Source organism: Pseudomonas sp. ChxA, assembly GCF_030263855.1.
Classification (GTDB): Bacteria; Pseudomonadota; Gammaproteobacteria; order Pseudomonadales; family Pseudomonadaceae; genus Aquipseudomonas; species Aquipseudomonas fluorescens_CB.
On record NZ_JARPMK010000001.1, the window covers coordinates 1,737,121 to 1,763,827 of the forward strand.

The following is a 26,707-nucleotide window of genomic DNA, read 5'->3' on the forward strand; positions in this document are numbered from 1 at the left end:
GGCGCCGTTTTCGTACTTCCTAATAGGCCCGATATGCAGGAAAACGCCCACATCCCCGTCAAAGACGCCGCTCCCACCGGCACCCAGACCCTGCTGCGTGGCCTGGGCGTGGTGCAAGCGGTGGCGGCAGGTGCGCGCGACTTGAAAGAGATCGCCAAGCGCATCGGCACCACCCGCAGCACCACTCACCGGCTGGCCAGCTGCCTGGTGGAGGAGCGTTACTTGCGCGTGGTGCCGCAAGTCGGTTACCTGTTGGGGCCCAAGCTGATCGAACTGGGTTTTCAGGCCCGCGACGAGCTGCCATTGGTGACCCTGGCGGTGCCGTACCTGGATGAGCTGTCGGCGCTCACCGGCGACACCATCCACTTGGCGATTCGTGAATACGACGACGTGCTCTACCTGCACAAGAACCCCGGCCGCTACGGCCCGGAAATGCGCTCGCGGGTCGGCCATCGCATGCCGCTGGCGCGCACCGGTGTGGGCAAGGCAATGTTGCTGGATGACTCTGTGCAGGAGTGGCAGCGCCTGTATGAAGCCAGCCTGCCCGCCGGGGGCAAGAGCCAGCAATGGCCGTCGCACCCAGAGCAATCCTGGGCGCAGTTCGAGCAGCGCATGCGCGAATACGTGGAGGGCGGGTATGCGTTCGACCTGGAAGACAACGAACCGTCGATCCGTTGTGTGGCGGCACCGGTGCGTGATGCCAGCCGGCGCATCGTCGCCGGCATCAGCATCGCCAGTACCGTGCCCTACATGCCGCTGGAAAAGATGGCCGAGCTGATCCCTGTGATCAAACAGGTCGCAGCGCGGCTGTCAGCGGAGTTGGGCGCTAAGGCCTGATCAGGCCTTCAAGGTCGCCATGTCGATGACAAAGCGGTACTTCACATCGCCGGCGATCATGCGAGTGTAAGCCTCGTTGATCTGGCGGATATCGAGCATCTCGATGTCGCAGGTGATGTTGTGTTCGGCGCAGAAATCCAGCACTTCCTGGGTTTCGGCAATGCCACCGATCAAGGAGCCGGCCAGCACTTTACGGCCCAGCACCAGCTTGGCGGCGTTCACCGGCGGGTCGACCGGCTCGATCAAGCCGACCAGGATATGCACGCCGTCAAAGCGCAGCACGTCGAGGTAGGGGTTCAGGTCGTGCTGCACCGGAATGGTGTCCAGCAGGAAGTCAAAGCTGCCGGCGGCGGCTTTCATCTGCTCGGCATCGGTGGACACGATCACGTGGTCAGCGCCCTGGCGACGGCCTTCTTCAGCCTTGCTCGCGGAGCGGGTGAACAGCGTAACTTCTGCGCCCATGGCCTTGGCGAACTTGATGCCCATGTGGCCCAGGCCGCCCATGCCCAGCACGCCGACTTTGTCGCCAGCCTTGACGCCGTAGTGCTTGAGTGGCGAGTAGGTGGTGATGCCTGCGCACAGAATCGGCGCGGCGCTGGCCAGGTCGAGCTTGGCCGGGATCTTCACCACGAAGTGCTCGCTGACCACGATGCTGTCGGAGTAGCCGCCCATGGTGTTGCTGCCATCTACCCGGTCCGGGGTGGCGTAGGTCATGGTCGGGCCTTCGAGGCAGTATTGCTCCAGGTCCGCGTGGCAAGCGTCGCAGTGGCGGCACGAATCAACCATGCAGCCCACGCCCACCAGATCGCCGACTTTGTGCGCAGTCACGCTGGCGCCGACGGCGGTGACTTTGCCGACGATCTCGTGGCCCGGCATCAGCGGGTACACGGCGATGCCCCACTCGTTACGCGCCTGGTGGATGTCGGAGTGGCACACGCCGCAGTAGAGAATCTCGATGGCTATGTCGTCGGCGCGCGGGCTGCGGCGTTCGAAAGACATGGGGGCGAGGGGAGTGGTGGCCGACTGGGCGGCATAACCGATGGCGGTGTACATGTAGAAACCTCGCAAAAGGATTGACTAGGGAGGCGGCGCATTTTCCGCGCAAGGCCTGGATGCGGCCATGGCGATTGCTCCGAACCTCATGCCTATTCGTCCGGGAGTGCCTGGTGTTTGGATCCATGGGGCGCCAGACCTGCGATGATGGTCTCATCCCTTTTTTACGAAGTTTTTTGCCATGTTGTTGACCCGCCATCTCGATGCCAACGCCACGCTGGTTGCCTTGATTGAGGACCTGACGCCCTGCGACGGTTTCTCCGCGACGCACCTGCCCGGCGTAAAGGTTTTGCGCGCCAGTTGCGACGTGGCACGCGGCCCGCAGATCTACGAACCGAGCCTGATGTTCGTGGCCCAAGGCAGCAAGGTCGCCTATTTGGGCCCGCGCACACTGGAGTATGGCGCCGGGCACTACCTGATCCAGGCGATGCCCGTGCCGTTCGAATGCGAGACCTTTGCCATGGCGCCCGACGCGCCGTTGTACGGGGTCACCGTGGGGATTGACCGTGTGGTACTCGGTGAACTGGTCATGGCCATGGGCATGCAGGCCGGGCCGCCGCCCACGGCGCAGACGTTGGAATCCATGAGCTCGGTGATGCTCGATGATGCGATGCGCGGCAGTGTCGAACGGTTACTGCAGTGCCTGCACGATCCGCTGGAAAGCCGGATCATGGGCCCGGCACGGGTCAGGGAAGTGTTGTTTACCGCGTTACGCGGGCCACAGGCGGATGTGCTGCGGGCGTTGGTAGAGCAACAGGGGCAGTTTTCGCGCATCGCCACCTCACTGCATCACCTGCATGCCCATTACGCCGAACCGCTGAACATTGAGACGTTGGCCGGTTATGCGCATATGAGTGCGTCGACCTTTCATGAGCATTTCAAGCGTTGCACGCTGTTGTCGCCGGTGCAGTATTTGAAGCGCTTGCGGTTGTTGAAGGCCCAGCAGTTGCTACTGGTGGAAGGCTTGGGCGTGGCGCAGGCGGCGCACAACGTGGGGTATCAGAGTACGTCGCAGTTCAGTCGGGAATATAAGCGTTACTTCTTGCGTAACCCGGGTGAAGAACGGGCGGCATAGGTCAGGCAACACACTCTCTAAATGTGGGGGGTGGCTTGCCTGCGATAGCGGTGGGTCAGTTGAAAACTTATTGACTGATACCCCGCCATTGCAGCATGGGTATCTACGCAACGTTAATGGGCTGACCCGGAGGGTGGGCGTTCGGGGGCATATCCGTTATTTGGGTAACGGCTGCCTATGGTTCCGCTCTTACAGCGGGTCACTTTTGTAAAGACACAAAAGTAACCAAAAAGTCTTCGCCCCAACACTCGGTGCCTCGCTATGGCTCGGCATGCCCGCAATCCGCCAGTGATTTGGGGGGCCGCCGCGATGGGCCATCCTTGGCCCAGCGCGGCTAAACCGGCATCCCTGCCGGTTTACCCCCCAAATCACTGTCAGATTCCGGCCATCGTGTTTGACGGGGCGATTTCAGATCAAGATCAAAAGCGCAGATCAAAAGACCGCTGACTTCGCCAGCGAAAAGGATGTAAGGGCCGGAGCAACAGCAACAGCAACAGCAGAGCCATACTCGGTCAACTGTGGGAGCTGGCTTGCCTGCGATAGCATCAACTCGGTGTGCCTGACACACCGAGGTGTCTGCATCGCAGGCAAGCCAGCTCCCACAGAAAAGCAGCTCTTCAGTGTATGCGGACCCGCTTTTGCTTTTGATTCAACCACTCAGGTCGGCTTTCAGGCCGCCGTGCTGTAGATCTTGATCTGCTTTTGATCTGAGGCGCCCCGTTAACCACGATGGCCGAACGCAGGCTTGAATCCGTGGGTAACCCGGCAGGACGCCGGGTTAGCCGCGCTGGGCCAAGGATGGCCCATCGCGGCGGCCCACGGATTCAAGCCGGAGTGAGGGCACACCGAGCCCAAGCGAGGTGCCGAGTGGTGGGGCACAGACCTTTTGGTTACTTTTGGGGCGTTTGCCAAAAGTGACCCGCCGTAAGGGCGGAACCCTAAGCAGCCGTTACCGCAGCAATGGATATACACACCGACAAACCGCCATCGCGGGCAAGCCAGCTCCCACAGTTGATTTATGTTGTGGCCATAAAAAAAGGCTCCCATCTGGGAGCCTTTTTGGTTCAAACAGCTGACTTACATATTCGGGTAAGTCGGCCCACCCGCGCCTTCCGGTGTCACCCACGTAATGTTCTGCGAAGGGTCCTTGATGTCACAGGTCTTGCAGTGCACGCAGTTCTGGGCGTTGATCTGGAAGCGCTTCTCACCGTCTTCCTTGGTGATCACTTCATACACGCCGGCCGGGCAGTAGCGCTGCGCCGGTTCATCGTAGAGCGGCAGGTTGGTGCCGATCGGGATGCTTGGGTCTTTGAGTTTCAAGTGGCACGGCTGCTCTTCTTCGTGGTTGGTACCGGAGATGAACACCGAGCTCAGCTTGTCGAAGCTCAGCTTGCCGTCGGGTTTTGGGTAGTCGATCTTCTTGCTTTCCTTGGCGAGCTTCAGGCAGGCGTAGTCCGGCTTGGTGTCGTGCAAGGTGAACGGCATTTTGCCGCCGAGGATATTCTGGTCGAACCAGTTGAAGCCGGCGCCGATGATCGGGCCGAACTTGTGCATCGCCGGGCCGAAGTTGCGGCTGGCGAACAGTTCTTCGTAGAGCCAGCTGGCTTTGAAGCTGTCGACGTAGTTGGTCAGTTCGTCGCCGCCTTCAGACTCGGCGAACAGGCGCTCGGCCACGGCGTCGGCGGCAAGCATGCCGGACTTCATCGCGGTGTGGCTGCCTTTGATCTTGGCCACGTTCATAGTGCCCAGGTCGCAACCGATCAATGCACCGCCCTTGAAGACCATCTTCGGCAGCGAATTGATGCCGCCTTTGGCCAGAGCGCGCGCGCCGTAACTGATGCGCTTGCCGCCTTCGAGGTACTGGGCCAGCACTGGGTGATGCTTGAGGCGCTGGAACTCATCGAACGGCGACAGGAAGGTGTTGCTGTAGGACAGATCGACGATCAGGCCAACGACTACCTGGTTGTTCTCCAGGTGATAGAGGAACGAACCACCGGTGTTCTCGTTGCTCATGATGTCCAGCGGCCAACCGGCGGTGTGTACCACCAGGCCTGGCTGGTGCTTGGCCGGGTCGATTTCCCAGATTTCCTTGAGGCCGATGCCGTAGTGCTGGGCGTCGGCGTCGCTGTCCAAGTTGAAGCGCTGGATCAGCTGCTTGCCAATATGGCCACGGCAGCCTTCGGCGAACAGCGTGTACTTGCCACGCAGCTCCATGCCTGGGGTGTATACGCCTTCTTTTGGATGGCCTTCGCGGTCGACGCCGAGGTCACCGGTGATGATCCCGCGCACCACGCCGTTTTCGTCGAACAGCGCTTCCTGGGCGGCGAAGCCTGGGTAGACTTCCACGCCCAGGTTCTCGGCCTGCTGGGCCAGCCAGCGGCACAGGTTGCCCAGGGAGATGATGTAGTTGCCTTCGTTGTGCATGGTCTTGGGCACAAAGAAGTCCGGCACCTTGGTGGAGGCGTCGGGGCTGCGCAGTACATAGATGTCGTCACGCACCACCGGGGTGTTGAGCGGGGCGCCGAGTGCTTTCCAGTCCGGGAACAGTTCGTTCAGGGCGCGTGGTTCAAACACGGCACCGGAGAGGATGTGGGCGCCGACTTCGGAGCCTTTCTCGACCACGCAGACGCTGATTTCTTTACCGGCTTCGGCGGCCTTCTGCTTCAGTCGGCAGGCGGCAGACAGGCCTGCCGGGCCAGCGCCGACGATGACCACGTCGAATTCCATGTATTCGCGTTCCACAGGCTATCTCCTACTCAAGGCTCAACAGGCTTTTTTTTCTAATGGGTGGAGGTTCGGTATCGTCTTGCAGCAACGGCAAGACCCACCTTTCTCTCTAGGTGGCGCATTATATCTACACCACCGGCAGCGTCCAATACAAACGTTTGTTTGAATTGCCCGCAGGCTAGGTAAATCAAAGCAACGCGGCTTATGACTGGCTATTTTGGCGTATTGACCAGAATAGGCGTTCCGGTCAATATACGGTCGGTTTCGCGCTTACCGTAGGCAGACTGCAGGTTTCAAGAGCACGTCCAAAAGCAAGACAGGTGACGCGCGCCCAAACGATGGCGCGCAGTTTACACGCTGCGATAAAGAATGACCTCTCAGTCACCCCTGACGAACGGTCATCATTTCCCGTGAGCAAGGTCATCCGCCGAAGTTTTTGGAGGTGCCCTTGTGTGCCGATGAGCATCAACCGCCAGGTTCGCCTAGGCGACTTTCTTTTCACCGGAGAGTAACGAGGAATCCATGAAGGTTCTTGTAGCTGTCAAACGCGTTGTCGATTACAACGTGAAAGTTCGCGTCAAGGCGGACAATTCCGGCGTCGACCTTGCCAACGTCAAAATGTCGATGAACCCTTTCTGCGAAATCGCTGTGGAAGAAGCTGTACGCCTGAAAGAGAAAGGCGTGGCGACTGAAATCGTGGTGGTTTCCATCGGCCCGACCACTGCTCAAGAGCAGCTGCGTACCGCCCTGGCCCTGGGCGCCGACCGCGCCATCCTGGTGGAGTCGGCTGAAGACCTGACCTCCCTGGCCGTTGCCAAGTTGCTCAAAGCCGTTGTCGACAAGGAACAGCCTCAGCTGGTGATCCTCGGCAAACAAGCCATCGACAGCGACAACAACCAGACTGGCCAGATGCTGGCTGCGCTGACCGGTTACGGCCAGGGCACCTTCGCTTCGAAAGTCGAAGTGAGCGGCGACAGCGTCGCTGTGACCCGTGAAATTGACGGCGGCGCACAGACCGTTTCGTTGAAACTGCCGGCCATCGTCACCACCGACCTGCGTTTGAACGAGCCGCGCTACGCGTCCCTGCCAAACATCATGAAAGCCAAGAAGAAGCCGCTTGAGTCGGTCACTCCTGAAGCTTTGGGCGTTTCCACCGCCTCTACCAACAAGACCGTCAAGGTTGAAGCACCGGCTGCACGCAGCGCGGGCATCAAGGTCAAGTCGGTGGCTGAACTGGTCGAGAAACTGAAAAACGAAGCGAAGGTGATCTGATCATGGCTATCCTCGTAATCGCCGAACACGACAACAAGGTGCTGGCTCCGGCCACCCTGAACACCGTGGCCGCTGCCGCTAAAATCGGTGGCGACATTCACCTGCTGGTAGCAGGTCAGGGCGCTGGCGCCGTGGCTGAAGCCGCTGCGAAAATCGCGGGCGTGAGCAAAGTCCTGAACGCTGACAATGCTGCTTACGCGCATCAGTTGCCGGAAAACGTTGCCCCGCTGGTTGCAGAGCTGGGCGCTGGCTACAGCCACATCCTGGCTGCCGCCACTTCCAACGGTAAAAACATCCTGCCACGCGTTGCTGCGCAGCTGGACGTTGACCAGATCTCCGAGATCATCTCGGTCGAAAGCGCTGACACCTTCAAGCGCCCGATCTACGCCGGTAATGCCATCGCCACCGTACAGTCCAACGCTTCGGTAAAAGTCATCACCGTGCGTGCCACCGGTTTCGACCCGGTTGCCGCTGAAGGTGGTTCGGCTGCCGTTGAAGCTGTTGCTGCTGCCCACGACGCTGGCACTTCCAGCTTTGTTGGCGAAGAGCTGGCCAAGTCGGACCGCCCTGAGCTGACCGCTGCCAAAATCGTCGTTTCCGGCGGTCGTGGCATGCAGAACGGTGACAACTTCAAGCACCTGTACGCCCTGGCCGACAAGCTAGGCGCTGCGGTCGGCGCCTCCCGCGCGGCCGTCGACGCAGGTTTCGTACCCAACGACATGCAGGTCGGCCAGACCGGCAAAATCGTTGCGCCACAGCTGTACATCGCCGTCGGTATCTCCGGCGCGATCCAGCACTTGGCCGGTATGAAAGACTCCAAAGTGATCGTTGCGATCAACAAGGACGAAGAAGCGCCAATCTTCCAGGTGGCTGATTACGGCCTGGTTGCGGACTTGTTCGAAGCCGTACCCGAGTTGGAGAAGCTGGTCTAATCCAGTTGCTTCACTTATAAAGAGCCCGGTCTTGTGACCGGGCTTTTTTTTGCCCGGCTTTTTTGAACATCGGAGAAACCGCCATGGATCTGCGTCCCGTATTGCTGGCACTGACACTTGGATTGGCGCTACCGCCCGGCCTCGCGCTGGCCGCCGGCAAGTGTGAGCGCCTGGTGATTACCGGCAGCCCGGACGCGCCGCCTTTGCTCTGGCGCGACCCTCAAGACCCAACGCACCTGATCGGCGCCACTGCCGATGTACTGCAACAAGTCGGCAAGGACCTCGGCGTTAAAATCGACCTGCTTTACGGCGGCAAACGCTCCCTGGCCCTGGATGAAGTGCGCAGCGGGCGCATGGACATTCTCGCCGATGCGCCGCTGAACCTCGGCGAGCTGGAAACCCTCGACTACATCCACCCGGCGCTGGTGCAAATCGACTACCTGGTGTGGACGCGCAAGGATTCGCCGCTGGTCTACACCACTGCTGACGACTTGCACGGGCATAAAGGCGCGGTCTCCGAACGCGCGCGCTTGAGTGCCGGTTTCGACACCTTCGCCGGTCAACAGCTGAACCTGCAACGCCTGCCCAGCCTGACGCCGGCGTTCCAGAAACTGCTGCTGGGGGAAGTCGACTACGTACTCGCCGGGCGCTACTCGGGCATGGCCATGGCCCAGACGCTGGGCATGAGCAATGACCTGATCGCCCGGGAAATACCCGTCGACCAGCCCGGCCTGTACCTGGCAATTTCCCACAACTCCGCCTGCAACGATCCTTGGCTGCGCGGACAGCTGGCGAAAAAGATGACAGAATTACCCGCGTCCGGAGTCGCGCAAGCCGCTTTGCAGCGCAACCTCGAACGCTGGAAAGCGCAATTGCAGCAACCCGTCGGCACCCCAGCAAAGTAAGGATTTTCAGTGACTCTTCGACCTCTTTTCGCGGCCCTCGCCGTTGTCGCTCTGGCGGGATGTGCAGCTGATCCTGCGCCGAATGAACAAATACGCCTCACCCAGCAAGCCTTGGAACAGGCCAATGCCGTGGGCGCCAACACCGATGAATCGCCTGAACTGAAACTGGCTGAAGACAAGTTCGCCAAAGCCCGGGCCGACATGGCCGACCAATCCTACAAAGATGCGCGCATGCAGGCCGAACAGGCCGAGCTGGACGCGCGCCTGGCTGAAGCGCGGGTATTGACGCGTAAAAGCCAGGAACAACTGAACGTGCTCAACACTCGCATCGCCCGACTGCGCAAACAATTGCAGCTGGGAGAAGCCCAATGAGCGCGCTGATCCGTGGTTTGAGTTGCGTGTTGCTGCTGGGCAGCGCGGCGTTGGGCGGTTGCGCCAGCCATCCCAACAGCGAGCAGGCGCTGCAACAAGCTGGCAGCGACTTCCAGAAGGTCAAGGAAGACGCGAATGTGCTGCGCTTTGCGCCCAAGGACGTGATTCGTGCCGGCGAATCCCTGGCCCGTGCCGATCGCTTGTCCAGCTACTGGGGCAGCGGCCCCGACGTGGTGCACTACGCCTACCTGAGCCAGCGCTACAGTGAAATCGCCCGCGAGCATACCGAGCAGGGGCTCAACGCCGAGCGCGGCACCAAGCTGGAACTGGAACGCCAACGCCTGCAACTGGCCCTGCGTGAAAGCAAATTGGCCAGTGTGCAGCAGCAGGGCAAATGGCTCGAAGAGCAAATCGCCAGCCTGACCACCACCCAGACCAATCGTGGGCTGGTGATGACGTTGGGCGATGTGTTGTTCGACACCGGTGACGCCGAGCTGCAAAACTCGGCCAACCGCACCGTGCTGAAAATTGTGCAGTTCCTGCAGTTGAACCCCAAGCGTGTGGTGCGCATCGAGGGTTATACCGACAACACCGGTGGCGAGCAGGAGAACCTCAAGCTGTCGCGCGACCGTGCGCAATCGGTGGCCGATGTGCTGATGGACCTGGGGATTGATGAGAAACGCATCCAGGTTGAAGGGTATGGCGACCAGTACCCAGTCGAGGCCAACGCCTCCGAGCGCGGCCGTGCGCAGAACCGCAGGGTGGAAATTGTGTTCTCCGACGAAAAAGGCCAACTGGGCGCCGCCCGCTAAAAACCTGCATCGATCAATGTGGGAGCTGGCTTGCCTGCGATGCAGGCGCCTCGGTATGTCAGGCAAACCGAGGCGATACTATCGCAGGCAAGCCAGCTCCCACAGGTTGCCGTGTACACACAGAACCGATCATTGATCGGTTTTTTTATGCACCTTGCCCCTACAGTTTTCTCTATCACTGCCGCCCGCGCTCGACTATTGTGGCAACTGTCCCCGTACACTTCTAAACTGTGCCGGTATGTTTCACACAAAAATAAAATACCCGTGAAATCGAGTGCTGCGTCATGACCAATCTGTTGCTTTACCAACGTATCGCCCAGCAACTGGCTGAGGACATCCGCCGCGGTGTCTATCAACCGGGCGAGCGCGTGCCTTCGGTGCGCAAGATGAGCTCACAGCTCAACGTCAGCCACGCCACGGTGTTGCAGGCGTATGCGAACCTGGAAGACCAGGGGCTGATCCGCGCGCGGCCGCAGTCGGGTTATTACGTGCACCAGACGCCTGCGCTCACGGCGCCGACGCCGGATATCGCCCGGGTTGAGCGTCCTGGGTTGGTCACGCGCAGCAGCATTATCCAGCAGGTGTTGGTCGAGTCGCGCCGCGAAGGCGTATTTCCGCTGGGTGCGGCCGTGCCGAGTGTTGATTATTTGCCGGTGCGCGCGTTGCACCAGCAACTGGCCAAGGTCACGCGCTTCCAAAGCCCGCGGGCCTTCAGCTACATGTTCAGCCCGGGTTTTGAACCATTGCGCCGCCAGGTGGCGATTCGCATGCGCGATGCTGGCGTGGTGGTGGACCCCTCTGAAGTGGTGATCACCCACGGCTGTGTCGATGCGTTGCAGATGTCGTTGCGCGTGCTGACCCGCCCGGGCGACCTCATCGCCGCTGAGTCGCCGACCTATTATGGCTTGCTGCAACTGGCCGACCTGCTGGGCCTCAAGGTCATCGAGATCCCCAGCGACCCGTCTACCGGCATGAGCCTTGAGGCGCTGCAATTGGCGGCCAACCAATGGTCGATCAAGGCCTTGGTGCTGACCACGCGCCTGAGCAATCCGCTGGGCGCGACCATGCCCGAGGAGCGCCAGAAACAGTTGCTGCGCCTGGCCTCGGATTTCGATATTCAGATCGTCGAGGACGATATCTACGGCGAGCTGATGTTCGAACTGGGCCGCACCAAGGCGCTCAAAGCCTATGACCGCCTGGACCGGGTGATCTACTGCTCGAGTTTCTCCAAGACCCTGTCGCCCGGCGTGCGCATCGGCTGGATGATTGCCGGCAAGTACCAGCAGGAAATCCAGCGGCTGCAGATGTTCAGCACCCACTCGGCGTGCAGCGTGACGCAGATGGGCGTGGCGGCGTACCTCGAGAACGGTGGCTATGACCGGCACCTGCGCTACATCCGCCAGGAATACCGCAAGAACCTCAGCGCGTTCCAACTGGCGGTGCAGCAGTATTTCCCTGAAGGCACGCAGATGACCCGCCCGACCGGCGGCTTTATCCTGTGGGTCAGTTTGCCGGGCAGGGTCAATACCCAGGAACTGCACGTGCGGGCGTTGCAGCAAGGCATCAGCATCGCACCGGGAGTTATCTTCAGTAATACGGAACAGTTTAACCACTGTATTCGCCTTAACTGCGGCACGCCGTGGAACCGCGAGGCAGAGCGGGCGCTGATGACGCTGGGGATGTTGGCCAGCCAGTTGTGCCAGGAAACCGCAGCGGGATTTTAAGCCTGAGCTGAGGCGCGTAAAGGGGACACTCATGTTGACGGGCTGATCACCAGGCTTGTCATGCTGCGCTCAAAAAGCGAGCATATGGCCCTCTGCCGTTAATGCTGTAGGCAATATGACCTCTATTTTTCGCGCTGTTGTGGTGATTGGCCTGTTAAGCCTGGGTAACGTCGGCACCGTCCTGGCGGCAGCCCCCGTGACTGAAAGCAAGCCCGCAGCCAGCACCGAACAGAAGACTCCCGCGAAGAAGCCGGCGCCGGCTAAAAAAGCCCCGGCGGCCAAGAAAAAGCCCGCCGCCGTAAAAAAACGTGCACCGGTAGCGAGCAAATCCAAATCTGCCCACGAAGTGGCCCAGACCAAACTGCCACCGGCACAGTTGGACCTGTCCCTGCCCACCGAAATGGTCAGGCACTTACAACCCATCGGCACCATGCCTAAACCCAAGAGCGTGCCGCTGTTGCCGCCGATGTTTGCGGAAAAACCGACCGACAACAGCGCGTTCCAGATCAATGGCCGCTTGCTCAGCAACCAGATGCAATTGCAACTGCGCAACGAAGAGCGCCGCGACATTGAAGGCGCTGCGCTGGATTTCGAATTCAAGCAATAAAATTGCGCGCTTAAGTGACGCACGCCCTCGACCATCTGTCGCAGACTGGTCGGTCACTTTTGTTTTGTGCGAAAAACCCCTGTTAGACCATTTTAAAACGGCTGTTTAAGGGCGTACTCTAGCCCGGCCATCCACATTGAGTCGTCGAGGACCTGCTGGTCATGAAATGCCGTGAAGGCTGTGGCGCATGCTGCATTGCCCCCTCCATCAGTTCACCGTTACCGGGAATGCCCAATGGCAAACCGGCGGGAGAACGTTGCCTGCACCTGTCGGTCGAACAGCTATGCCAGCTGTTCGGGCAACCGGAGCGGCCGGCGGTGTGCAGTGATTTCAAGGCTGACCTTGAGGTGTGCGGCAACGATCAGGCCGATGCGATCCGGCTGATCGGCTGGTGGGAGCAGATGACGGCGGCTTGATGGGCTTTACTATCAGAACTTCAAAAATAAGGAATACAACAATGGGTTCGCTGAAACGATTGGCTGTGTTGTGCGGTTTTACGGTGTTGTTTGCTGCCACTGCCCAGGCTGAAGATTGGCAAGTTGCCAAGGACGAAGACGGTATCAAAGTGTCCTTGAGCGAAATCGCCGGCTCCAAGTACAAAGCTTATCGCGGTGTCACCGTGATCAAGGCCCCTGTCGCCAAGATCCAGGCCCTGCAGGAAGACGTGGCCGGCGCCTGCGCCTGGATCCACGAATGCAAATCGCAAAAACTGCTCAAGACCGAAGGGGACAAGAGCTGGACCTACACCCAGTTCAAGGCGCCGTTCCCGGTGACCGACCGCGACTCGATCCTTGAGATCACCACCTCCAAGGCCGCCGATGGCACCGTGACCCGCAAACTGCTGGAAGTGCCGACCTACCAGCCCGAAGTCAAAGGTTACGTGCGCGTAGCTCAGGTGGACGGCTACTGGAAACTGGTGCCAAAAGGCGATAACCAGACCGAAGTCACCTACCAGGTGCACACCGAGCCAGGCGGCAGCGTGCCATCGTGGCTGGCCAACAAGTTCGTGGTGGACGCACCGTTTAACACCTTGAAAGCCTTGAAAGAACACGCTGAAAAATAAGCGCAGCTGATCCGGTGCCTCAGGCCTTGAGTGGAACGTTTGCCGGCCGCTCAAGGTCCAGATAGATGTGAGCCCACACATGGGCTTTATCGAGGAGGCACCGATGCAAAAGTGGCAAATTACTTTCGTTGATGATCACGGCGAAACGTCCGTTGAGCAGTTCACTTGCGAACAAAAGCCTAGCCTCGAAGATGCGGCACACATGATCCGCAACAAGCTGGTGCCCGTGGCCGCCGAACTTGACCTCAATGACCTGGAGGGCCGCAAGCCCGAGCCTACGGTCAAAATCCTCAAAGATCAGAACAGCATCCAGATCCTCGACATCTCGCCCGCCGCCTGAACATTCCCTGTAGGACTACGAAACCCCTCTGGTGGAGGTGATAGCTTCGCGCTACTCTGCAATTGAGATCAGCGAATGAATCGCTAAGGTCTGGTCTTGTCAGCTACATGCTTGTTTTCCAGCGGTGTTGTATTTGCCGTAGTTCCCGCGCCAGTAGGGCGCGGGCTTCGGGAAGCACGGAAAGTCTATCCATCGGTTTGAGGAGGACGTTTCATGAGCACAGCCTATCAAGAAGACATCAGCACCAACGTACTGCGCCGGATGAAAGAAGGCGGGTTCGACTTCTCGCGTTTTCACCCCATCGAGTTCTACGCCATTTTCCCGGATGAGGAACGTGCGCGCAGGGCTGCGGGTCGCTTTCGTGGGGAATCCCTGAATGCCCAGGTCAGCGCGCGCGATGACGGCGCCTGGTACCTGGAACTGAGCAAAATCATGTTCGCAACCTACGACGGTATAGGAGACTTCGAGCAAGACTTTGAAGCGGTGGTTGAACCGTTGGGCGGCATCATCGAAGGATGGGGCGTCAAGCAGGAGGTGCGTGGGTTACCCATGTAGTGCAATTTTTTATGAGTAAAGCAGCGTATCGGCTGACCTTCGGGTCGGCCGATTTTGTTTCTGCTGTCTGAAGTTTCTCAATCCCGCGGCGCACTTTTCTTGCACCAAAAAAAAGCCACCCAAACAGGGTGGCCCAAAGGGAAGAGCGGTTCGCTGAAGCTGTAGGACGCGTCCTGTTCAGCCGATGGAAGTGATTATCCGCAAGGGTGGGCGGGCAGTGAAATCAACTCTGACTATGCTGTTGATAGTCAAAACCCGCATTAGGATGAAGCGCGAGGCTTGACGACGGGCATTCTGCGCACCAGGAAGGTGCGAGCGGATTCCGTTGTTTATTCAACTCACTGATTTTCAAGTGTTTATGCCGATGGCGCGGGCCTTGCAACACTGCATGCGTCCGAGTGACAAGGAGTACGGCATGACCCGCACTTATTACGATGAAATGTACGACGGGGCAGGGCAGGTCCGGCCCCATTACCGCGAGTTCGCCCGCTGGTTGGCCGACACGCCGGCCGAATTGCTGGCGCAGCGTCGGCGTGAGGCCGATTTGCTGTTCCACCGCGCCGGCATCACCTTCACGCTGTACGGAGACGAGCAGGGCACCGAGCGCCTGATTCCGTTTGACACCATCCCGCGCAGCATTCCCGCGAGTGAGTGGCAGATCATTGAGCGTGGCTGTATTCAACGGGTCAAGGCACTGAACATGTTCCTGGCCGACCTGTACCACGAGCAACGCATCATCAAGGCCGGCATCATCCCCGCCGAACAAGTGCTGGCCAATGACCAATACCAACTGGCCATGCAGGGCTTGAACCTGCACCGCGATCTGTATTCGCACATCTCCGGTGTCGACCTCGTACGCGATGGTGACGGCACGTACTACGTGCTGGAAGACAATTTGCGCACGCCAAGTGGCGTCAGCTACATGCTCGAAGACCGCAAGATGATGATGCGCCTGTTCCCAGAACTGTTTGCGGCCCAGCGCATTGCGCCCATCGACCATTATCCCAACCTGCTGCTCGACACCCTCAAAAGCTCAAGCCCACTGGATAACCCCAGCGTGGTGGTGCTGACGCCGGGGCGTTTTAACAGCGCGTTTTTCGAGCATGCTTTTTTAGCCCGTGAAATGGGCGTGGAACTGGTGGAGGGCGCCGACCTGTTCGTGCGTGATGACCGTGTGTTCATGCGCACCACCGACGGCCCCAAGGCGGTGGACGTGATCTACCGTCGCCTCGACGATGCATTCCTCGACCCGCTGGCCTTCAACCCCGACTCGATGCTCGGCGTGCCCGGCCTGCTGGCGGCGTACCGCTCGGGCAATGTGGTGCTGGCCAATGCGATCGGCACTGGGGTGGCGGATGACAAATCGGTGTATCCGTTCGTTACCGAGATGATCCGTTTTTACCTGGATGAAGAACCGATCCTGCAGAACGTGCCGACCTTTCAATGCCGCAAGCCCGATGAATTGTCCCACGTGCTGGCCAACCTGCCGGATTTGGTGGTCAAGGAAACCCAAGGCTCCGGCGGCTACGGCATGCTGGTGGGGCCGGCCTCTACGGCGGCTGAAATCGAAGCCTTCCGCGCGCGCATCAAGGCCAAGCCCCACGCTTACATCGCCCAGCCGACCCTGTGTTTATCCACCTGCCCGACCTTTGTTGAAAACGGCATCGCGCCACGGCATATCGACCTGCGCCCATTCGTGTTGTCCGGCAAGGAAACCCGCGTGGTCCCCGGTGGCCTGACCCGCGTGGCGCTGCGCCAAGGTTCGCTGGTGGTCAACTCGTCCCAGGGCGGCGGCACCAAAGACACCTGGGTGGTCGAGGATTAAACCATGTTGAGTAGAACTGCCTCGGATTTGTACTGGATGTCGCGCTACCTGGAGCGTGCGGAAAACCTCGCGCGCATGCTCGATGTCAGCTATTCGCTGTCGCTGATGCCCCAGGACGGGCGCGGTGATGGCTTGCATGAACTGGCCATGCCGCTGCTGATCACCGGCACTCTGGACGATTACCACGCGCGTCACGGCGAGTTGCATGCCGAGCGCCTGCTGCACTTTTTCGCGCTGGACGCGGCCAACCCCGCGAGTATCTACAGCTGCCTCGGCGCCGCGCGGGCCAGCGCCCATGCCGTACGTGGGCGGATTACTGCTGACATGTGGGAAAACATTAACGCCACCTGGCTGGATATTCGCGATATCGCCCGGCAAGGGCTGAGTCGTTACGGCATGAGCCGGTTTTGTGAATGGGTCAAGGAGCGCTCGCACCTGTTCCGCGGCGCTACCTACGGCACCATCATGCGTAACGACGCGTTTCGCTTTATTCGCCTGGGCACCTTTATCGAGCGTGCCGATAACACCTTGCGCCTGCTCGATGCGCGCTACGAAATGGCCGGTGACCAAGCCGCCGCCGTCACCGACGGCACGGCCCACGCCTACTATCAGTGGAGCGCCTTGCTGCGCGCCCTGTCGTCGTTCGAGGCCTATACCGAAATCTATCGCGACGCGCCCGGCGCCCGGCAAGTGGCTGAACTACTGTTGCTGCGCGCCGACGTCCCGCGCTCACTAAGGGCGTGCAGCGAAGAGATCGACCAGATCCTCGCCAGCCTGCCTGGCATCAATGGCCGTCCGGCCCAGCGCCTGGCCGCCGAAATGGACGCGCGCCTGCGCTTTACCGCGATTGACGAAATTCTCGAGGAAGGCCTGCACGCCTGGCTGACCGACTTTATCCCCTTGGTGCGCCAGTTGGGCGACGCCATCTACAGTTCCTACCTGGAGGCCGCATGAGACTCTCCATCAGCCACGAAACCACCTACCACTACGAAGACCAGGTGCGCGCCAGCATTCAGTACCTGCGCCTTACGCCCCACGACAGCGAGCGCCAGCATGTGATCAGTTGGCAGTTGGATTTGCCGCGCCCGGTGCGCGCGCAAGTCGACCCGTTCGGCAATATCCTGCACGTGCTGACCCTGGATGAGCCCCACGATGCAATCATCATTGGCGCCCGTGGCCAGGTGGATATCGACGAGTTGCGCGAGGCGGAACACGAGAGCCAGTCAGCGTTTCCGTTTCTGCGCAGCACGCGCCTGACAGAACCTGATGAGGCCTTGCTTGGGTTTGCACAACAGCACTGCCATCAACGTCGCGACCGCAGCGCGTTGATCGACCTGATGCACGCGCTCAACCATTCCATGGTCTACACGCCGGGCGCCACCGAAGTCGACACCTGCGCCGCCCAAGCCTTTGCCGGTCGGGCGGGCGTGTGCCAGGACCACACCCACGCGTTCCTGGCCTGCGCACGCAGCCTGGGGATTCCTGCGCGGTATGTGTCGGGGTATTTGTACACCGAAGACAGCACGCACCTGGCCAGCCACGCCTGGGCCGAAGCCTGGCTGGATGACGCCTGGTACAGCTTTGATGTGACCAACCAACTGGCCCGACCGGAGCGGCATTTGAAGCTGGCGGTGGGTCTGGATTACCTCGACGCCTGCCCGGTGCGCGGCATGCGCAGAGGCGGTGGGCATGAGCAGATGCATGCCAAGGTGTTTGTTGCGCCGACGCCGGTGATTTCGGTGCAGCAGCAATAGGCACAGCACTTTCAGTGTGGGAGCTGGCTTGCCTGCGATAGCGGTCTGCCAGCCAGCACAGGTGTAGCTGACCCACCGCTATCGCAGGCAAGCCAGCTCCCACATTGGATTTGTGATGGGCTTAGGGTTGCTGTTTACGCCCCGCCATATGCTTCAAGTACCCCACCAGCAAATCCAACTCGCCATCGGGCAACACACTGGCGCTGAACGCCGGCATCTTCGCCTGTGGCCAATGCCGCAAACTCTGCGGGTCGCGGATATAACGCTTGAGGAAATCCGCGCTGAAATACTCGGTGGGGTTGTAGGGAACATTCAGGTCCGGCCCCACCTGCGCGTCGCCGGCGCCATTGAGCCGATGACACGCCAGGCAATTCTTCTGGAACAGCGCAAAGCCCTGGTTCACCGGGTCGTTCGCCGCCAGTTTCGGGTCTGGCAACAGCGCCGGGAAGCGTTCAGCCACCGTCTTCAATTGCTTGATCGCGGACACCTGGAACGGCCACTGTTCAGGGCTGATATGCCCGGCCTGCGGGTCGGTCCATACCAGATAGAACGGCCCGGCACTCGGTTTGCCGTCTGCCAGCGCTGGCCACGGCTGGGCCGGGTCCTCCACTGCCAACCAGGCGCGGGCGCCGTGTTTTTCCAGCAGCGGCGCGGCTGTCAGTTCTGCGGCGAACCCATCCAGGGCCACGGCTTGCAGATGGTTCTCGGGCTTGAGGCCCGGTAGGAGAGAGGCCAGTGGCACGGCGCGATAGGTCATAGTGCGTTTGTAGGAAACGTCATCGACGATCTGCACCGTCTGCGCATCCGGGTGCTTGAGCAGGTCAGCGGTCTGCCAGGTCTTGCGGGTGTGCTCGAGTTCGATGGTCAATTGCGCGGCCGTTGCCGGCAGGGCTAACAGCAAAGCGAGGAAGGCAAGGATCGGTTTCAAGGGAGAGCCCGGTTCAAGGTGGCGGTGGCGCCCACGATACCGGAAATCTGCGCGCAAAAAGACAGCCCCTGCAACAGGACCGCTATGCGCAATGTCCCGGCAGGTGCTGCCAAAAGCTGCAGTCCTGGTGCTGTGTGTGCACGGAATCTGGAGGCTGAATCGTCACCCGATAACCTTGGTTAAATTGGGCAAGATCAGAATCAGTGTGGTGGCGAACAGAATAAGTCCCGCCTGACGTACTTTCGAATGTTTAAACATGGCTGACTGCCTTTTGTTGTTATTCCTGAGCGTCAAATGCGTGCCGATGTATTTCAGTATCGCGACGTGACGTTGCACTTTTCTTACAGTTGCTCCAGCAAAACCCGGCAGCAACTTCCTACTGATTCAACCTTAGAGCCCTCGTTCTTTGCGGCTTAGATCCATTTCATATCAGCTAATCATTATTTGCGCTAAAAACGGCATGAGGCTTATTGCCACCTTCGCGCCAGCCCCGAAGCTAGACAGCTAAAACGATTAATCAGCGGTTTCCCATAGCTGCCTACCGTTCGTCCGAGCGAGGGGGTCAAAAGCAATGAGCGCATCGGTCATTGAAACCGTGTCAATCGGGCCTGAAGGTAGGCACACACGCACTGGCTGCTCGAGGATGTCATGACCCAAGCTTTGATCTTTGATGCGATACGTACGCCCCGTGGCAAAGGCAAGGCCGATGGTGCCCTGCACAGCGTCAAACCGGTCAACCTGGTGGCGGGCCTGCTGACGGCGCTGGCGCAACGCAGCGACCTCGACACGCGCCAGGTGGATGACATCGTCCTCGGCTGCGTCACCCCGGTGGGCGACCAGGGCGCCGACATCGCCAAGACCGCTGCGCTGGTGGCCGACTGGGACATCAGCGTCGCTGGCGTGCAGATCAATCGCTTCTGCGCTTCGGGCCTGGAAGCGGTGAACCTTGGCGCAATGAAAGTGCGCTCGGGGTTCGAAGACCTGGTGGTGGTCGGCGGTGTCGAGTCCATGTCCCGCGTGCCCATGGGCAGCGACGGCGGCGCCTGGGTGCTCGACCCGCAGACCAATCTGCACAGCCACTTCACGCCGCAAGGCATCGGCGCGGACCTGATCGCGACACTCGAAGGCTTCACCCGCCAGGACGTCGACACCTTCGCCCTACATTCCCAGCAGAAAGCGGCCAGGGCTCGTGCAGACGGTTCCTTCAACAAGTCGCTGATTGCGGTGCAGGATCAGAACGGCATCGTGCTGTTGGACCATGATGAATTTATCCGCGGTGACTCCACCCTCGAAGGCCTCGGCAAGCTCAAGCCAAGTTTCGAAATGATGGGCCAGATGGGTTTCGACGCCACCGCGCTGCGGGTCTACAGCCATGTGGAGCGAATCCACCATGTACACACGCCGGGCAACAGTTCCGGCATTGTCGACGGCGCTGCGTTGATGCTGATCGGCTCCGAGGCCAAGGGCCGTGAACTGGGCCTGCAACCACGGGCGCGCATCGTCGCTACGGCGGTGACCAGCACCGACCCGACCATCATGCTCACCGGCCCCGCACCGGCGACGCGCAAGGCCTTGGCCAAAGCTGGTCTGCGCGTTGAAGACATCGACCTGTTCGAAGTCAACGAAGCGTTTGCTTCTGTAGTTCTCAAGTTCATCAAAGACATGGGCATCGACGCCGCCCGAGTCAACGTCAACGGCGGCTCCATCGCCATGGGCCACCCGCTGGGCGCCACCGGCTGCGCGATCCTCGGCACCCTGCTCGACGCGCTGGAAGTGCGCCAGCAGCGCTACGGCCTGGCCACCCTGTGTGTCGGCGGTGGCATGGGCATCGCCACCATCATCGAACGCCTCTGAGCCCAAGGAATTTGTCATGACCGAAGCCATTCGTTACGAAAAAGGCCAGGACCAGATTGTGGTGCTGACCCTCGACATGCCCGGCCAGAGCGCCAACACCATGAACGGTGTGTACCGCGAGGCCATGGCGGCCACTGTCACACGTCTTGAGGCGGAAAAGGCCGACATCGCCGGCGTCGTTATCACCTCAGCGAAGAAGACCTTCTTCGCCGGTGGCGACCTCAATGAACTGATCAAAGTCGACAAAGCTCAAGCCAAGGCTTTCTACGACAGCGTGCTGGTGTTGAAGGCGCAACTGCGGCGCCTGGAAACTCTCGGTAAACCGGTGGTGGCCGCGATCAATGGCGCAGCGCTGGGCGGCGGTTGGGAGATTTGCCTGGCGTGTCATTACCGCGTTGCGCTGGATGACAAATCTACCCAGCTTGGCCTGCCGGAAGTCACCCTGGGCCTGTTGCCGGGCGGTGGCGGCGTAGTGCGCATGGTGCGCATGCTCGGGCTGGAAAAGGCCTTGCCGTACTTGCTGGAAGGTAAAAAAGTACGCCCGCAGCAGGCATTGCAGGCGGGTTTGATCAATGAGCTGGCGGCGGATCGCGATGAGCTGCTGGCCAAGTCCCGCGCCTGGATTTTGGCCAATCCCGAGGCCAAACAACCGTGGGACAACAAGGGCTACCAGATCCCCGGCGGCACGCCGTCAAATCCAAAAGTTGCGCAGATGCTGGCCATCGCGCCGTCGATTTTGCGCAGTAAAACCAATGGCTGCTTCCCCGCGCCGGAGAAAATCCTCTGTGCGGCGGTAGAAGGCGCCCAGGTCGATTTCGACACCGCGCACCTGATCGAAACCCGCTACTTCACCGAGCTGGTCACCGGGCAAGTGGCGAAAAACATGATCGGCACCTTCTGGTTCCAACTCAATGAGATCAACGCCGGCAGCTCACGGCCCAAAGGTTTTGCCCCTTATGTCACGCGTAAGGTCGGCGTGCTGGGCGCCGGGATGATGGGCGCAGGCATTGCGTATGTGAGTGCCTGTGCGGGCGTCGAGGTGGTGCTAAAGGACATTAATCAGGCGGCTGCCGAGAAGGGCAAGGCGCATTCTGCCGCGCTGCTGGACAAGAAAGTCAGCCGTGGGCAATTGACCGCCGAACAGCGCGAAAGCACCTTGGCGCGGATTCATCCTACGGCCTCCGATGCCGACCTGGCCGGCTGCGACCTGATCATCGAAGCGGTGTATGAGGACCGTGAACTCAAAGCCAAAGTCACGGCGGCGGCGCAAAGCGTGGTCGGCAGCGAGGCGGTGATCGCCTCCAACACCTCCACCTTGCCCATCAGTGGCCTGGCGACAGCGGTGCCCGATCAAGGCAAATTCATCGGCCTGCATTTCTTCAGCCCCGTCGACAAGATGCCGCTGGTGGAAATCATCAAGGGCGCCCAGACCCGCGACGAAACCCTGGCCCGAAGTTTTGATTTCGTACTGCAAATCAAGAAAACCCCGATCGTGGTCAACGACAGCCGCGGCTTCTTCACCTCGCGGGTGTTCGGCACCTTCACCAATGAAGGCATCGCCATGCTCGGCGAAGGTGTGGCGGCGCCGATGATCGAAACCGAAGCGCGCAAGGCCGGCATGCCGGTGGGGCCGTTGGCGGTGTCGGATGAAGTGTCCCTCAGCTTGATGAGCCATATCCGACAGCAGACGGCGAAGGATCTGCAAGCCGAAGGCAAGCAAGTTCCGGCTCACCCGGCGACGGCTGTGATCGATCTGTTGGTGAATGAGTACAAACGCACGGGCAAGGCGGCAGGGGGCGGTTTTTACGACTACCCCGCAGGCGGGCACAAGCATCTGTGGCCCGAGCTGAAAACTCGCTTTGAACAACCCGGCAAACAGATCTCAGCGCAGGATGTGCGCGACCGTTTACTGTTTATCCAGGCGATTGAAACCGTGCGGTGCGTGGAGGAGGGCGTGTTGATGTCCACGGCGGATGCCAACGTCGGCTCGATCTTCGGCATTGGCTTTGCCGCGTGGAGTGGCGGCGCGCTGCAGTTTATCAACCAGTATGGCCTGAACGACTTCATTGCCCGGGCACGCTATTTGGCGGAGCAATATGGCGAACGGTTCTCGCCGCCAGTGTTGTTGCTTGAGAAGGCTGCACGGGGTGAACTATTTGCCTGATCAAACCGCCCTGTTTTGAATGATGGAGAACCCCTGTGGGAGCGGGCTTGCCCGCGATAGCGTCATATCAGCCGATATTTGCAGTGGCTGACACACCACTATCGCGGGCAAGCCCGCTCCCACAGGTAGTCACGCGGCGGGACTTGCTTTGCTGGGGTGTTTCAAGGCAGGCTCTGGGCTGTGCATTATTCCCATCACCGTGTCAGGTATTTTTTATGTCGCTACGCGTCTGTATCCTGGAAACCGATATCCTGCGTCCAGGCTTGATCGATCAATACCAAGGGTACGGGCAGATGTTCAAGCGCCTGTTCTCCAAGCAACCGATTGCCGCCGAATTCGTCATCTACAACGTGGTGCAGGGCGAATACCCGCCTGCTGACGAGGTGTTTGACGCCTACCTGATCACCGGCAGCAAGGCCGACTCCTTCGGCACCGACCCATGGATCCAGATCCTCAAAACCTACGTGCTGGAGCGCTATGAGCGTGGCGACAAGCTGCTGGGCGTGTGTTTCGGCCACCAGCTACTCGCGCTGCTGCTCGGCGGCAAGACCGAACGCGCCAGCCAAGGCTGGGGCATGGGCATCCACGACTACAAGCTCAACGCCAAGGCGCCATGGATGAGCCCGGTGGTGGAAGAACTGACCTTGCTGATCAGCCATCAAGACCAAGTCACCACGCTGCCGGACAACGCCACCGTGATCGCCTCCAGCGATTTTTGCCCGTATGCCGCGTACCACATCGAAGACCAGGTGCTGTGCTTCCAGGGCCACCCGGAGTTTATCCACGACTATTCCCGCGAGTTACTGGAGATTCTTCAGACAACCCTGGGCGAAAAGGTCTACACCCACGGCGTGGCCAGCCTGGCGCGTGACCACCACGGTGCCACCGTGGCGGAATGGATGATGCGCTTTGTCGCCCACAAGCCAGAGGCTGCGGTTTAAAGCCAGCCCGAGCGTTTAAAGCTGGCCCACAAACTCGTGCAGCCCACCGCAATAAACCCGAGCACCGCAAAATAGCCGTAGTGCCATTGCAGCTCGGGCATGTTCTGGAAGTTCATCCCATAAATCCCCGCCACCGCCGTGGGGAATGCCAGAATCGCCGCCCACGCAGCGAACTTGCGCTGCACCACGCTTTGCCGCGAAGCCTCCAGTAACACACCGATTTCGATGGTCTGGCTGGCGATGTCGCGCAGGGTGGTGAGGTCTTCCATCTGCCGCGTCACGTGGATCTGCACATCACGGAAGTACGGGCGCATATTCTTGTCGATAAATGGGAAGCTGAGCTTCTGCAGCTCCTGGCTGATCTCCACCATCGGCGCCACATACCGTTTGAGCCGCAGCACATCGCGGCGCAGGCCGTGCAGGTTCTGGATATCGCGCTCGCTCAGGGAACTGCACAGCACGTTGCGTTCCAACTCATCAATCTCGGCGTGGATCGCTTCGCTCACCGGCTGGTAGTTTTCGGTGACGAAATCCAGCAGCGCATAGAGTACGAAATCTTCCCCATGCTCCAGCAACAACGGCCGCGCCTCACAGCGCTGGCGCACAAAACCGTAGGACGCCGAGTGACCGTTGCGCGCGGTGATGATGTAGCCGTTGCCGGCAAAGATATGGGTCTCGATAAACTCCAGCTTGCCGTTCTCGCGCACCGGTGAGTAGGTGACGATAAACAGCGCATCGCCGAAGGTTTCAAGCTTGGGGCGGCTGTGTTTTTCCAGGGCGTCTTCGATGGCCAGTTCATGCAGGTTGAACTGGCGTTGCAGGTTGGCCAGCTCCTGGGCGCTGGGCTCTTCCAGGCCGATCCACACAAAATGGTCGGGTTTGGCGGCCCAGGCGGCGCCTTCGTCGAGGGTGATATCCGTGACTTTCTTACCGGCGCTGTAAACGGCTGCCGCAACAACTCTACCCATGGTGCTGATCGCTTCTTATTAGGAGGACAGGTGTTGGGCAGCTTAGCCTGAATGGCGTTCCCTTGTTGCGGTGCAGAGGTCGGCTTTTTGTGGTGAGCAAGCTTGCTTGCGCTGGGGGCGAAGCCCCCATCAATCACAAAGGCGCAGGTGCCCAAGCGGTTTGCAGTTCACGGTCCATCTCGGCAATGCATGCCTCCATCTGCACCTGACACGTCTGCATCAACGCGGGGATGTCATCCGAAGTCAGCCCGACGGTAGGAATCGGCGGCAACGAGCGTATGAGCACCTCACCGCTGTTCCAGCGATTGAGTTGCATATGCTTGACGTAAGTGCTGGCGCACACCTGCACAATAGGTACGCCAGCCGCAATCGCCATATGGAACGCGCCCTTCTTGAACGGCAGCAAGCCGTTACCCAAGTTGCGTGTGCCTTCGGCGAACACCCAAATCGAGGTGTCCTCATGCTGCAAGGTCTGTGTGGTCGTAAGCATCGCCCGGCGCGCCTTGTGCGCATTGCCGCGGTCAATCAACACATTGCCCGCCAGCCAGAACAACTGGCCGAACAACGGCACCCACTTCAGACTCTTTTTAGCGATACACACCGTGCGATGGGGCACCACATTGCCGAATATAAACAGGTCATAGTTGGACTGATGGTTGGCGATGACCACACAGGTGCCGGGTTTGTTACGCAGTGAGTCGACATCGGCCTTCAGGCTCAAACCGAGGATACGCATGGCAGGCAGCGCATACAGGCGCGCGCACAGGCGGCTGTTGTCCGGGTTGAACGGCCGACAAACACCCAACAGCACGCCCAATAACCCGGCGACCATAAAGTGCAGGCCCATCAACAACATACGTAACAGAAAAAGCATCGACACAGCCCATCGGGACAAAAGGTGGCGCAGTGTACGGATGTGCACTGTATTCGGCAATTGCCCCTACAGACGTAGGAGATGGGCGATGTTTAAGCACATGTTTCAACGTATGCCGACATAGCCCGACTAGAGCGGCTAAAGACGTTTCGGATTTATTTGTAAGAAAAAGCCCGACTCAAGGTCGGGCTTTGGCACATCAGCTGTGGGTATCTACACAATTATTGATGGGGCCACCTATTTCTGTGGCGAGCGGGCTTGCCCCGCGTTGGGCTGCGAAGCAGCCCCAAAACCAGGCACCGCGCTCTTTCAGGCGAAACCTCAGTGCCTTTACTGGGGCCGCTACGCAGCCCAACGCGGGGCAAGCCCGCTCGCCACAACAGCCCGCTCAGAACGGATGTTGCCTATAGCTACTCAGCTATAGGGTATTAGCCCAGGTTGTGGCCCTGATCCTGAATGATTGCATCATCCAAGGCTTCCAGCAGTGCCTTACGTACCTTCAGCTTGGTGTGCTTGTGGGCGTTCATATTGATCTTCTTCAACTGCCGCGCAGCCTCCAGGGCCGCTGCGTGCAACTCCTCCGGCGCCACCACCTTATCCAGGAAGCCAGCGCCCAACGCGCCCTGCGGATCAAACATCTCGGCATTGATCACCGAACGATGAAACGCCGATTTACGCAGACGATCCCGCGCCAACTCGATACCGGCGTGGTGCATGGTCATGCCGATCGCCACTTCGTTCAGGCCAATGCTGAACGGACCTTCCACACCAATCCGGTAGTCCGCCGACAACAGCAGGAACGCACCCTTGGCCACCGCATGCCCAGGGCACGCCACAATCACCGGGAACGGGTGCGACAGCAGACGCCGCGCCAACGTCGAACCCGACGTCACCAGGCCAATGGCTTCTTTAGGCCCGGCGGTCATCACCTTCAAATCATAACCACCCGACAGAATCCCCGGCGTGCCGGTGATGATCACCACCGCCCGATCCTTCTCGGCCTGATCCAGCGCAGCGTTGAACTCAGCAACCACTGCTGGAGAAATGGCGTTTACCTTGCCGTTGCTCAAGGTCAGGGTCGCGATACCGTCTTCGAGGTGGTAGGCAATCAACTCACTCATGACG

25 protein-coding genes are annotated in these 26,707 nt (G+C 59.9%); 19 read left to right on the forward strand and 6 right to left on the reverse strand.

All coding sequences use genetic code 11. The features are described 5' to 3' along the window. The first annotated feature begins 33 nt into the window (after positions 1-33). Positions 34-837 (forward strand): IclR family transcriptional regulator, encoded by an 804-nt coding sequence (locus tag P5706_RS07780; protein WP_285678898.1) that lies wholly within the window; start codon positions 34-36, stop codon positions 835-837. Here the strand turns inward: P5706_RS07780 and P5706_RS07785 are convergent, their stop codons facing one another. Continuing rightward, entirely contained in the window at positions 838-1,890 is a 1,053-nt protein-coding gene (locus P5706_RS07785; RefSeq protein WP_285678899.1) for an NAD(P)-dependent alcohol dehydrogenase, read from the reverse strand. A gap of 181 nt (positions 1,891-2,071) precedes the next feature. Here P5706_RS07785 and P5706_RS07790 point away from each other — a divergent pair, with 181 nt between their 5' ends. Further along, positions 2,072-2,965: an AraC family transcriptional regulator gene (locus tag P5706_RS07790; protein ID WP_285678901.1), complete on the forward strand. Its 894-nt coding sequence runs from the start codon at positions 2,072-2,074 to the stop codon at positions 2,963-2,965. 1,077 nt (positions 2,966-4,042) lie between these two features. Here the strand turns inward: P5706_RS07790 and P5706_RS07795 are convergent. Beyond that, positions 4,043-5,707: an electron transfer flavoprotein-ubiquinone oxidoreductase gene (locus P5706_RS07795; protein WP_285678902.1), complete on the reverse strand. Its 1,665-nt coding sequence runs from the start codon at positions 5,705-5,707 to the stop codon at positions 4,043-4,045. 507 nt (positions 5,708-6,214) lie between these two features. Between P5706_RS07795 and P5706_RS07800 the strand changes: the two genes are divergently transcribed. The 14 genes from P5706_RS07800 to P5706_RS07865 all read left to right on the forward strand — a co-directional run bounded on the left by P5706_RS07800 (position 6,215) and on the right by P5706_RS07865 (position 17,853). Beyond that, entirely contained in the window at positions 6,215-6,964 is a 750-nt protein-coding gene (locus P5706_RS07800) for an electron transfer flavoprotein subunit beta/FixA family protein (RefSeq protein WP_017138339.1), read from the forward strand. A gap of 2 nt (positions 6,965-6,966) precedes the next feature. Next, a complete protein-coding gene (locus tag P5706_RS07805) occupies positions 6,967-7,896 on the forward strand; it encodes an electron transfer flavoprotein subunit alpha/FixB family protein (protein ID WP_285678903.1) in 930 nt (309 codons plus the stop codon). Positions 7,897-7,979: 83 nt separating this feature from the next. Further along, positions 7,980-8,801, forward strand: a complete 822-nt coding sequence (locus P5706_RS07810; RefSeq protein ID WP_285678904.1) for a substrate-binding periplasmic protein — start codon at positions 7,980-7,982, stop codon at positions 8,799-8,801. Between the two features lie 9 nt (positions 8,802-8,810). Continuing rightward, a complete protein-coding gene (locus P5706_RS07815; RefSeq protein WP_200432267.1) occupies positions 8,811-9,173 on the forward strand; it encodes a DUF4398 domain-containing protein in 363 nt (120 codons plus the stop codon). After that, positions 9,170-9,985, forward strand: a complete 816-nt coding sequence (locus P5706_RS07820; RefSeq protein WP_200432268.1) for an OmpA family protein — start codon at positions 9,170-9,172, stop codon at positions 9,983-9,985. The genes P5706_RS07815 and P5706_RS07820 overlap by 4 nt, the downstream gene beginning before the upstream one ends. A gap of 284 nt (positions 9,986-10,269) precedes the next feature. Continuing rightward, positions 10,270-11,709 carry an aminotransferase-like domain-containing protein gene (locus tag P5706_RS07825; RefSeq protein ID WP_110622745.1) on the forward strand — a complete coding sequence of 480 codons (1,440 nt, stop codon included), beginning with the start codon at positions 10,270-10,272 and terminating at the stop codon, positions 11,707-11,709. Between the two features lie 115 nt (positions 11,710-11,824). After that, a complete protein-coding gene (locus tag P5706_RS07830; RefSeq protein WP_285678905.1) occupies positions 11,825-12,316 on the forward strand; it encodes a translation initiation factor 2 in 492 nt (163 codons plus the stop codon). Positions 12,317-12,477: 161 nt separating this feature from the next. Next, on the forward strand, positions 12,478-12,732 hold the full coding sequence (locus tag P5706_RS07835) for a YkgJ family cysteine cluster protein (protein WP_017138333.1): 255 nt from the start codon (positions 12,478-12,480) through the stop codon (positions 12,730-12,732). 41 nt (positions 12,733-12,773) lie between these two features. After that, positions 12,774-13,379 carry an START domain-containing protein gene (locus P5706_RS07840; protein ID WP_200432270.1) on the forward strand — a complete coding sequence of 202 codons (606 nt, stop codon included), beginning with the start codon at positions 12,774-12,776 and terminating at the stop codon, positions 13,377-13,379. A gap of 103 nt (positions 13,380-13,482) precedes the next feature. Beyond that, entirely contained in the window at positions 13,483-13,719 is a 237-nt protein-coding gene (locus P5706_RS07845; RefSeq protein WP_200432343.1) for a hypothetical protein, read from the forward strand. Positions 13,720-13,932: 213 nt separating this feature from the next. Next, complete coding sequence (locus P5706_RS07850; protein ID WP_003193463.1) at positions 13,933-14,274, forward strand: ribonuclease E inhibitor RraB; 342 nt, start codon at positions 13,933-13,935, stop codon at positions 14,272-14,274. A 415-nt stretch (positions 14,275-14,689) separates the two neighbouring features. Continuing rightward, positions 14,690-16,099 carry a circularly permuted type 2 ATP-grasp protein gene (locus P5706_RS07855; protein WP_285678909.1) on the forward strand — a complete coding sequence of 470 codons (1,410 nt, stop codon included), beginning with the start codon at positions 14,690-14,692 and terminating at the stop codon, positions 16,097-16,099. A gap of 3 nt (positions 16,100-16,102) precedes the next feature. Then, positions 16,103-17,053, forward strand: coding sequence for an alpha-E domain-containing protein (locus P5706_RS07860; RefSeq protein WP_056861611.1), 951 nt, complete (start codon positions 16,103-16,105; stop codon positions 17,051-17,053). Then, on the forward strand, positions 17,050-17,853 hold the full coding sequence (locus P5706_RS07865) for a transglutaminase family protein (RefSeq protein ID WP_200432272.1): 804 nt from the start codon (positions 17,050-17,052) through the stop codon (positions 17,851-17,853). The genes P5706_RS07860 and P5706_RS07865 overlap by 4 nt, the downstream gene beginning before the upstream one ends. Positions 17,854-17,974: 121 nt before the next feature. On the opposite strand, the gene P5706_RS07870 is transcribed toward P5706_RS07865, so the two are convergent. Continuing rightward, entirely contained in the window at positions 17,975-18,781 is an 807-nt protein-coding gene (locus tag P5706_RS07870; RefSeq protein ID WP_285678910.1) for a c-type cytochrome, read from the reverse strand. Positions 18,782-19,429: 648 nt separating this feature from the next. Between P5706_RS07870 and P5706_RS07875 the strand changes: the two genes are divergently transcribed. The 3 genes from P5706_RS07875 (at position 19,430) to P5706_RS07885 (ending at position 23,740) form a co-directional block, all read left to right on the forward strand. Then, positions 19,430-20,635, forward strand: a complete 1,206-nt coding sequence (locus P5706_RS07875) for an acetyl-CoA C-acetyltransferase (RefSeq protein WP_200432274.1) — start codon at positions 19,430-19,432, stop codon at positions 20,633-20,635. A gap of 16 nt (positions 20,636-20,651) precedes the next feature. Next, entirely contained in the window at positions 20,652-22,799 is a 2,148-nt protein-coding gene (locus tag P5706_RS07880; protein ID WP_285678912.1) for a 3-hydroxyacyl-CoA dehydrogenase NAD-binding domain-containing protein, read from the forward strand. A gap of 215 nt (positions 22,800-23,014) precedes the next feature. Next, positions 23,015-23,740 (forward strand): amidotransferase, encoded by a 726-nt coding sequence (locus P5706_RS07885; RefSeq protein WP_285678913.1) that lies wholly within the window; start codon positions 23,015-23,017, stop codon positions 23,738-23,740. On the opposite strand, the gene P5706_RS07890 is transcribed toward P5706_RS07885, so the two are convergent. From P5706_RS07890 to P5706_RS07900, 3 genes are all read right to left on the reverse strand, one after another. Then, positions 23,737-24,708: a magnesium and cobalt transport protein CorA gene (locus P5706_RS07890; protein ID WP_058420797.1), complete on the reverse strand. Its 972-nt coding sequence runs from the start codon at positions 24,706-24,708 to the stop codon at positions 23,737-23,739. The two genes, P5706_RS07885 and P5706_RS07890, sit on opposite strands and share 4 nt — an antisense overlap. 133 nt (positions 24,709-24,841) lie before the next feature. Continuing rightward, positions 24,842-25,582 (reverse strand): lysophospholipid acyltransferase family protein, encoded by a 741-nt coding sequence (locus P5706_RS07895; protein ID WP_200432277.1) that lies wholly within the window; start codon positions 25,580-25,582, stop codon positions 24,842-24,844. A gap of 428 nt (positions 25,583-26,010) precedes the next feature. Continuing rightward, on the reverse strand, positions 26,011-26,703 hold the full coding sequence (locus P5706_RS07900) for a crotonase/enoyl-CoA hydratase family protein (protein ID WP_017138321.1): 693 nt from the start codon (positions 26,701-26,703) through the stop codon (positions 26,011-26,013). Positions 26,704-26,707 lie beyond the last annotated feature (4 nt).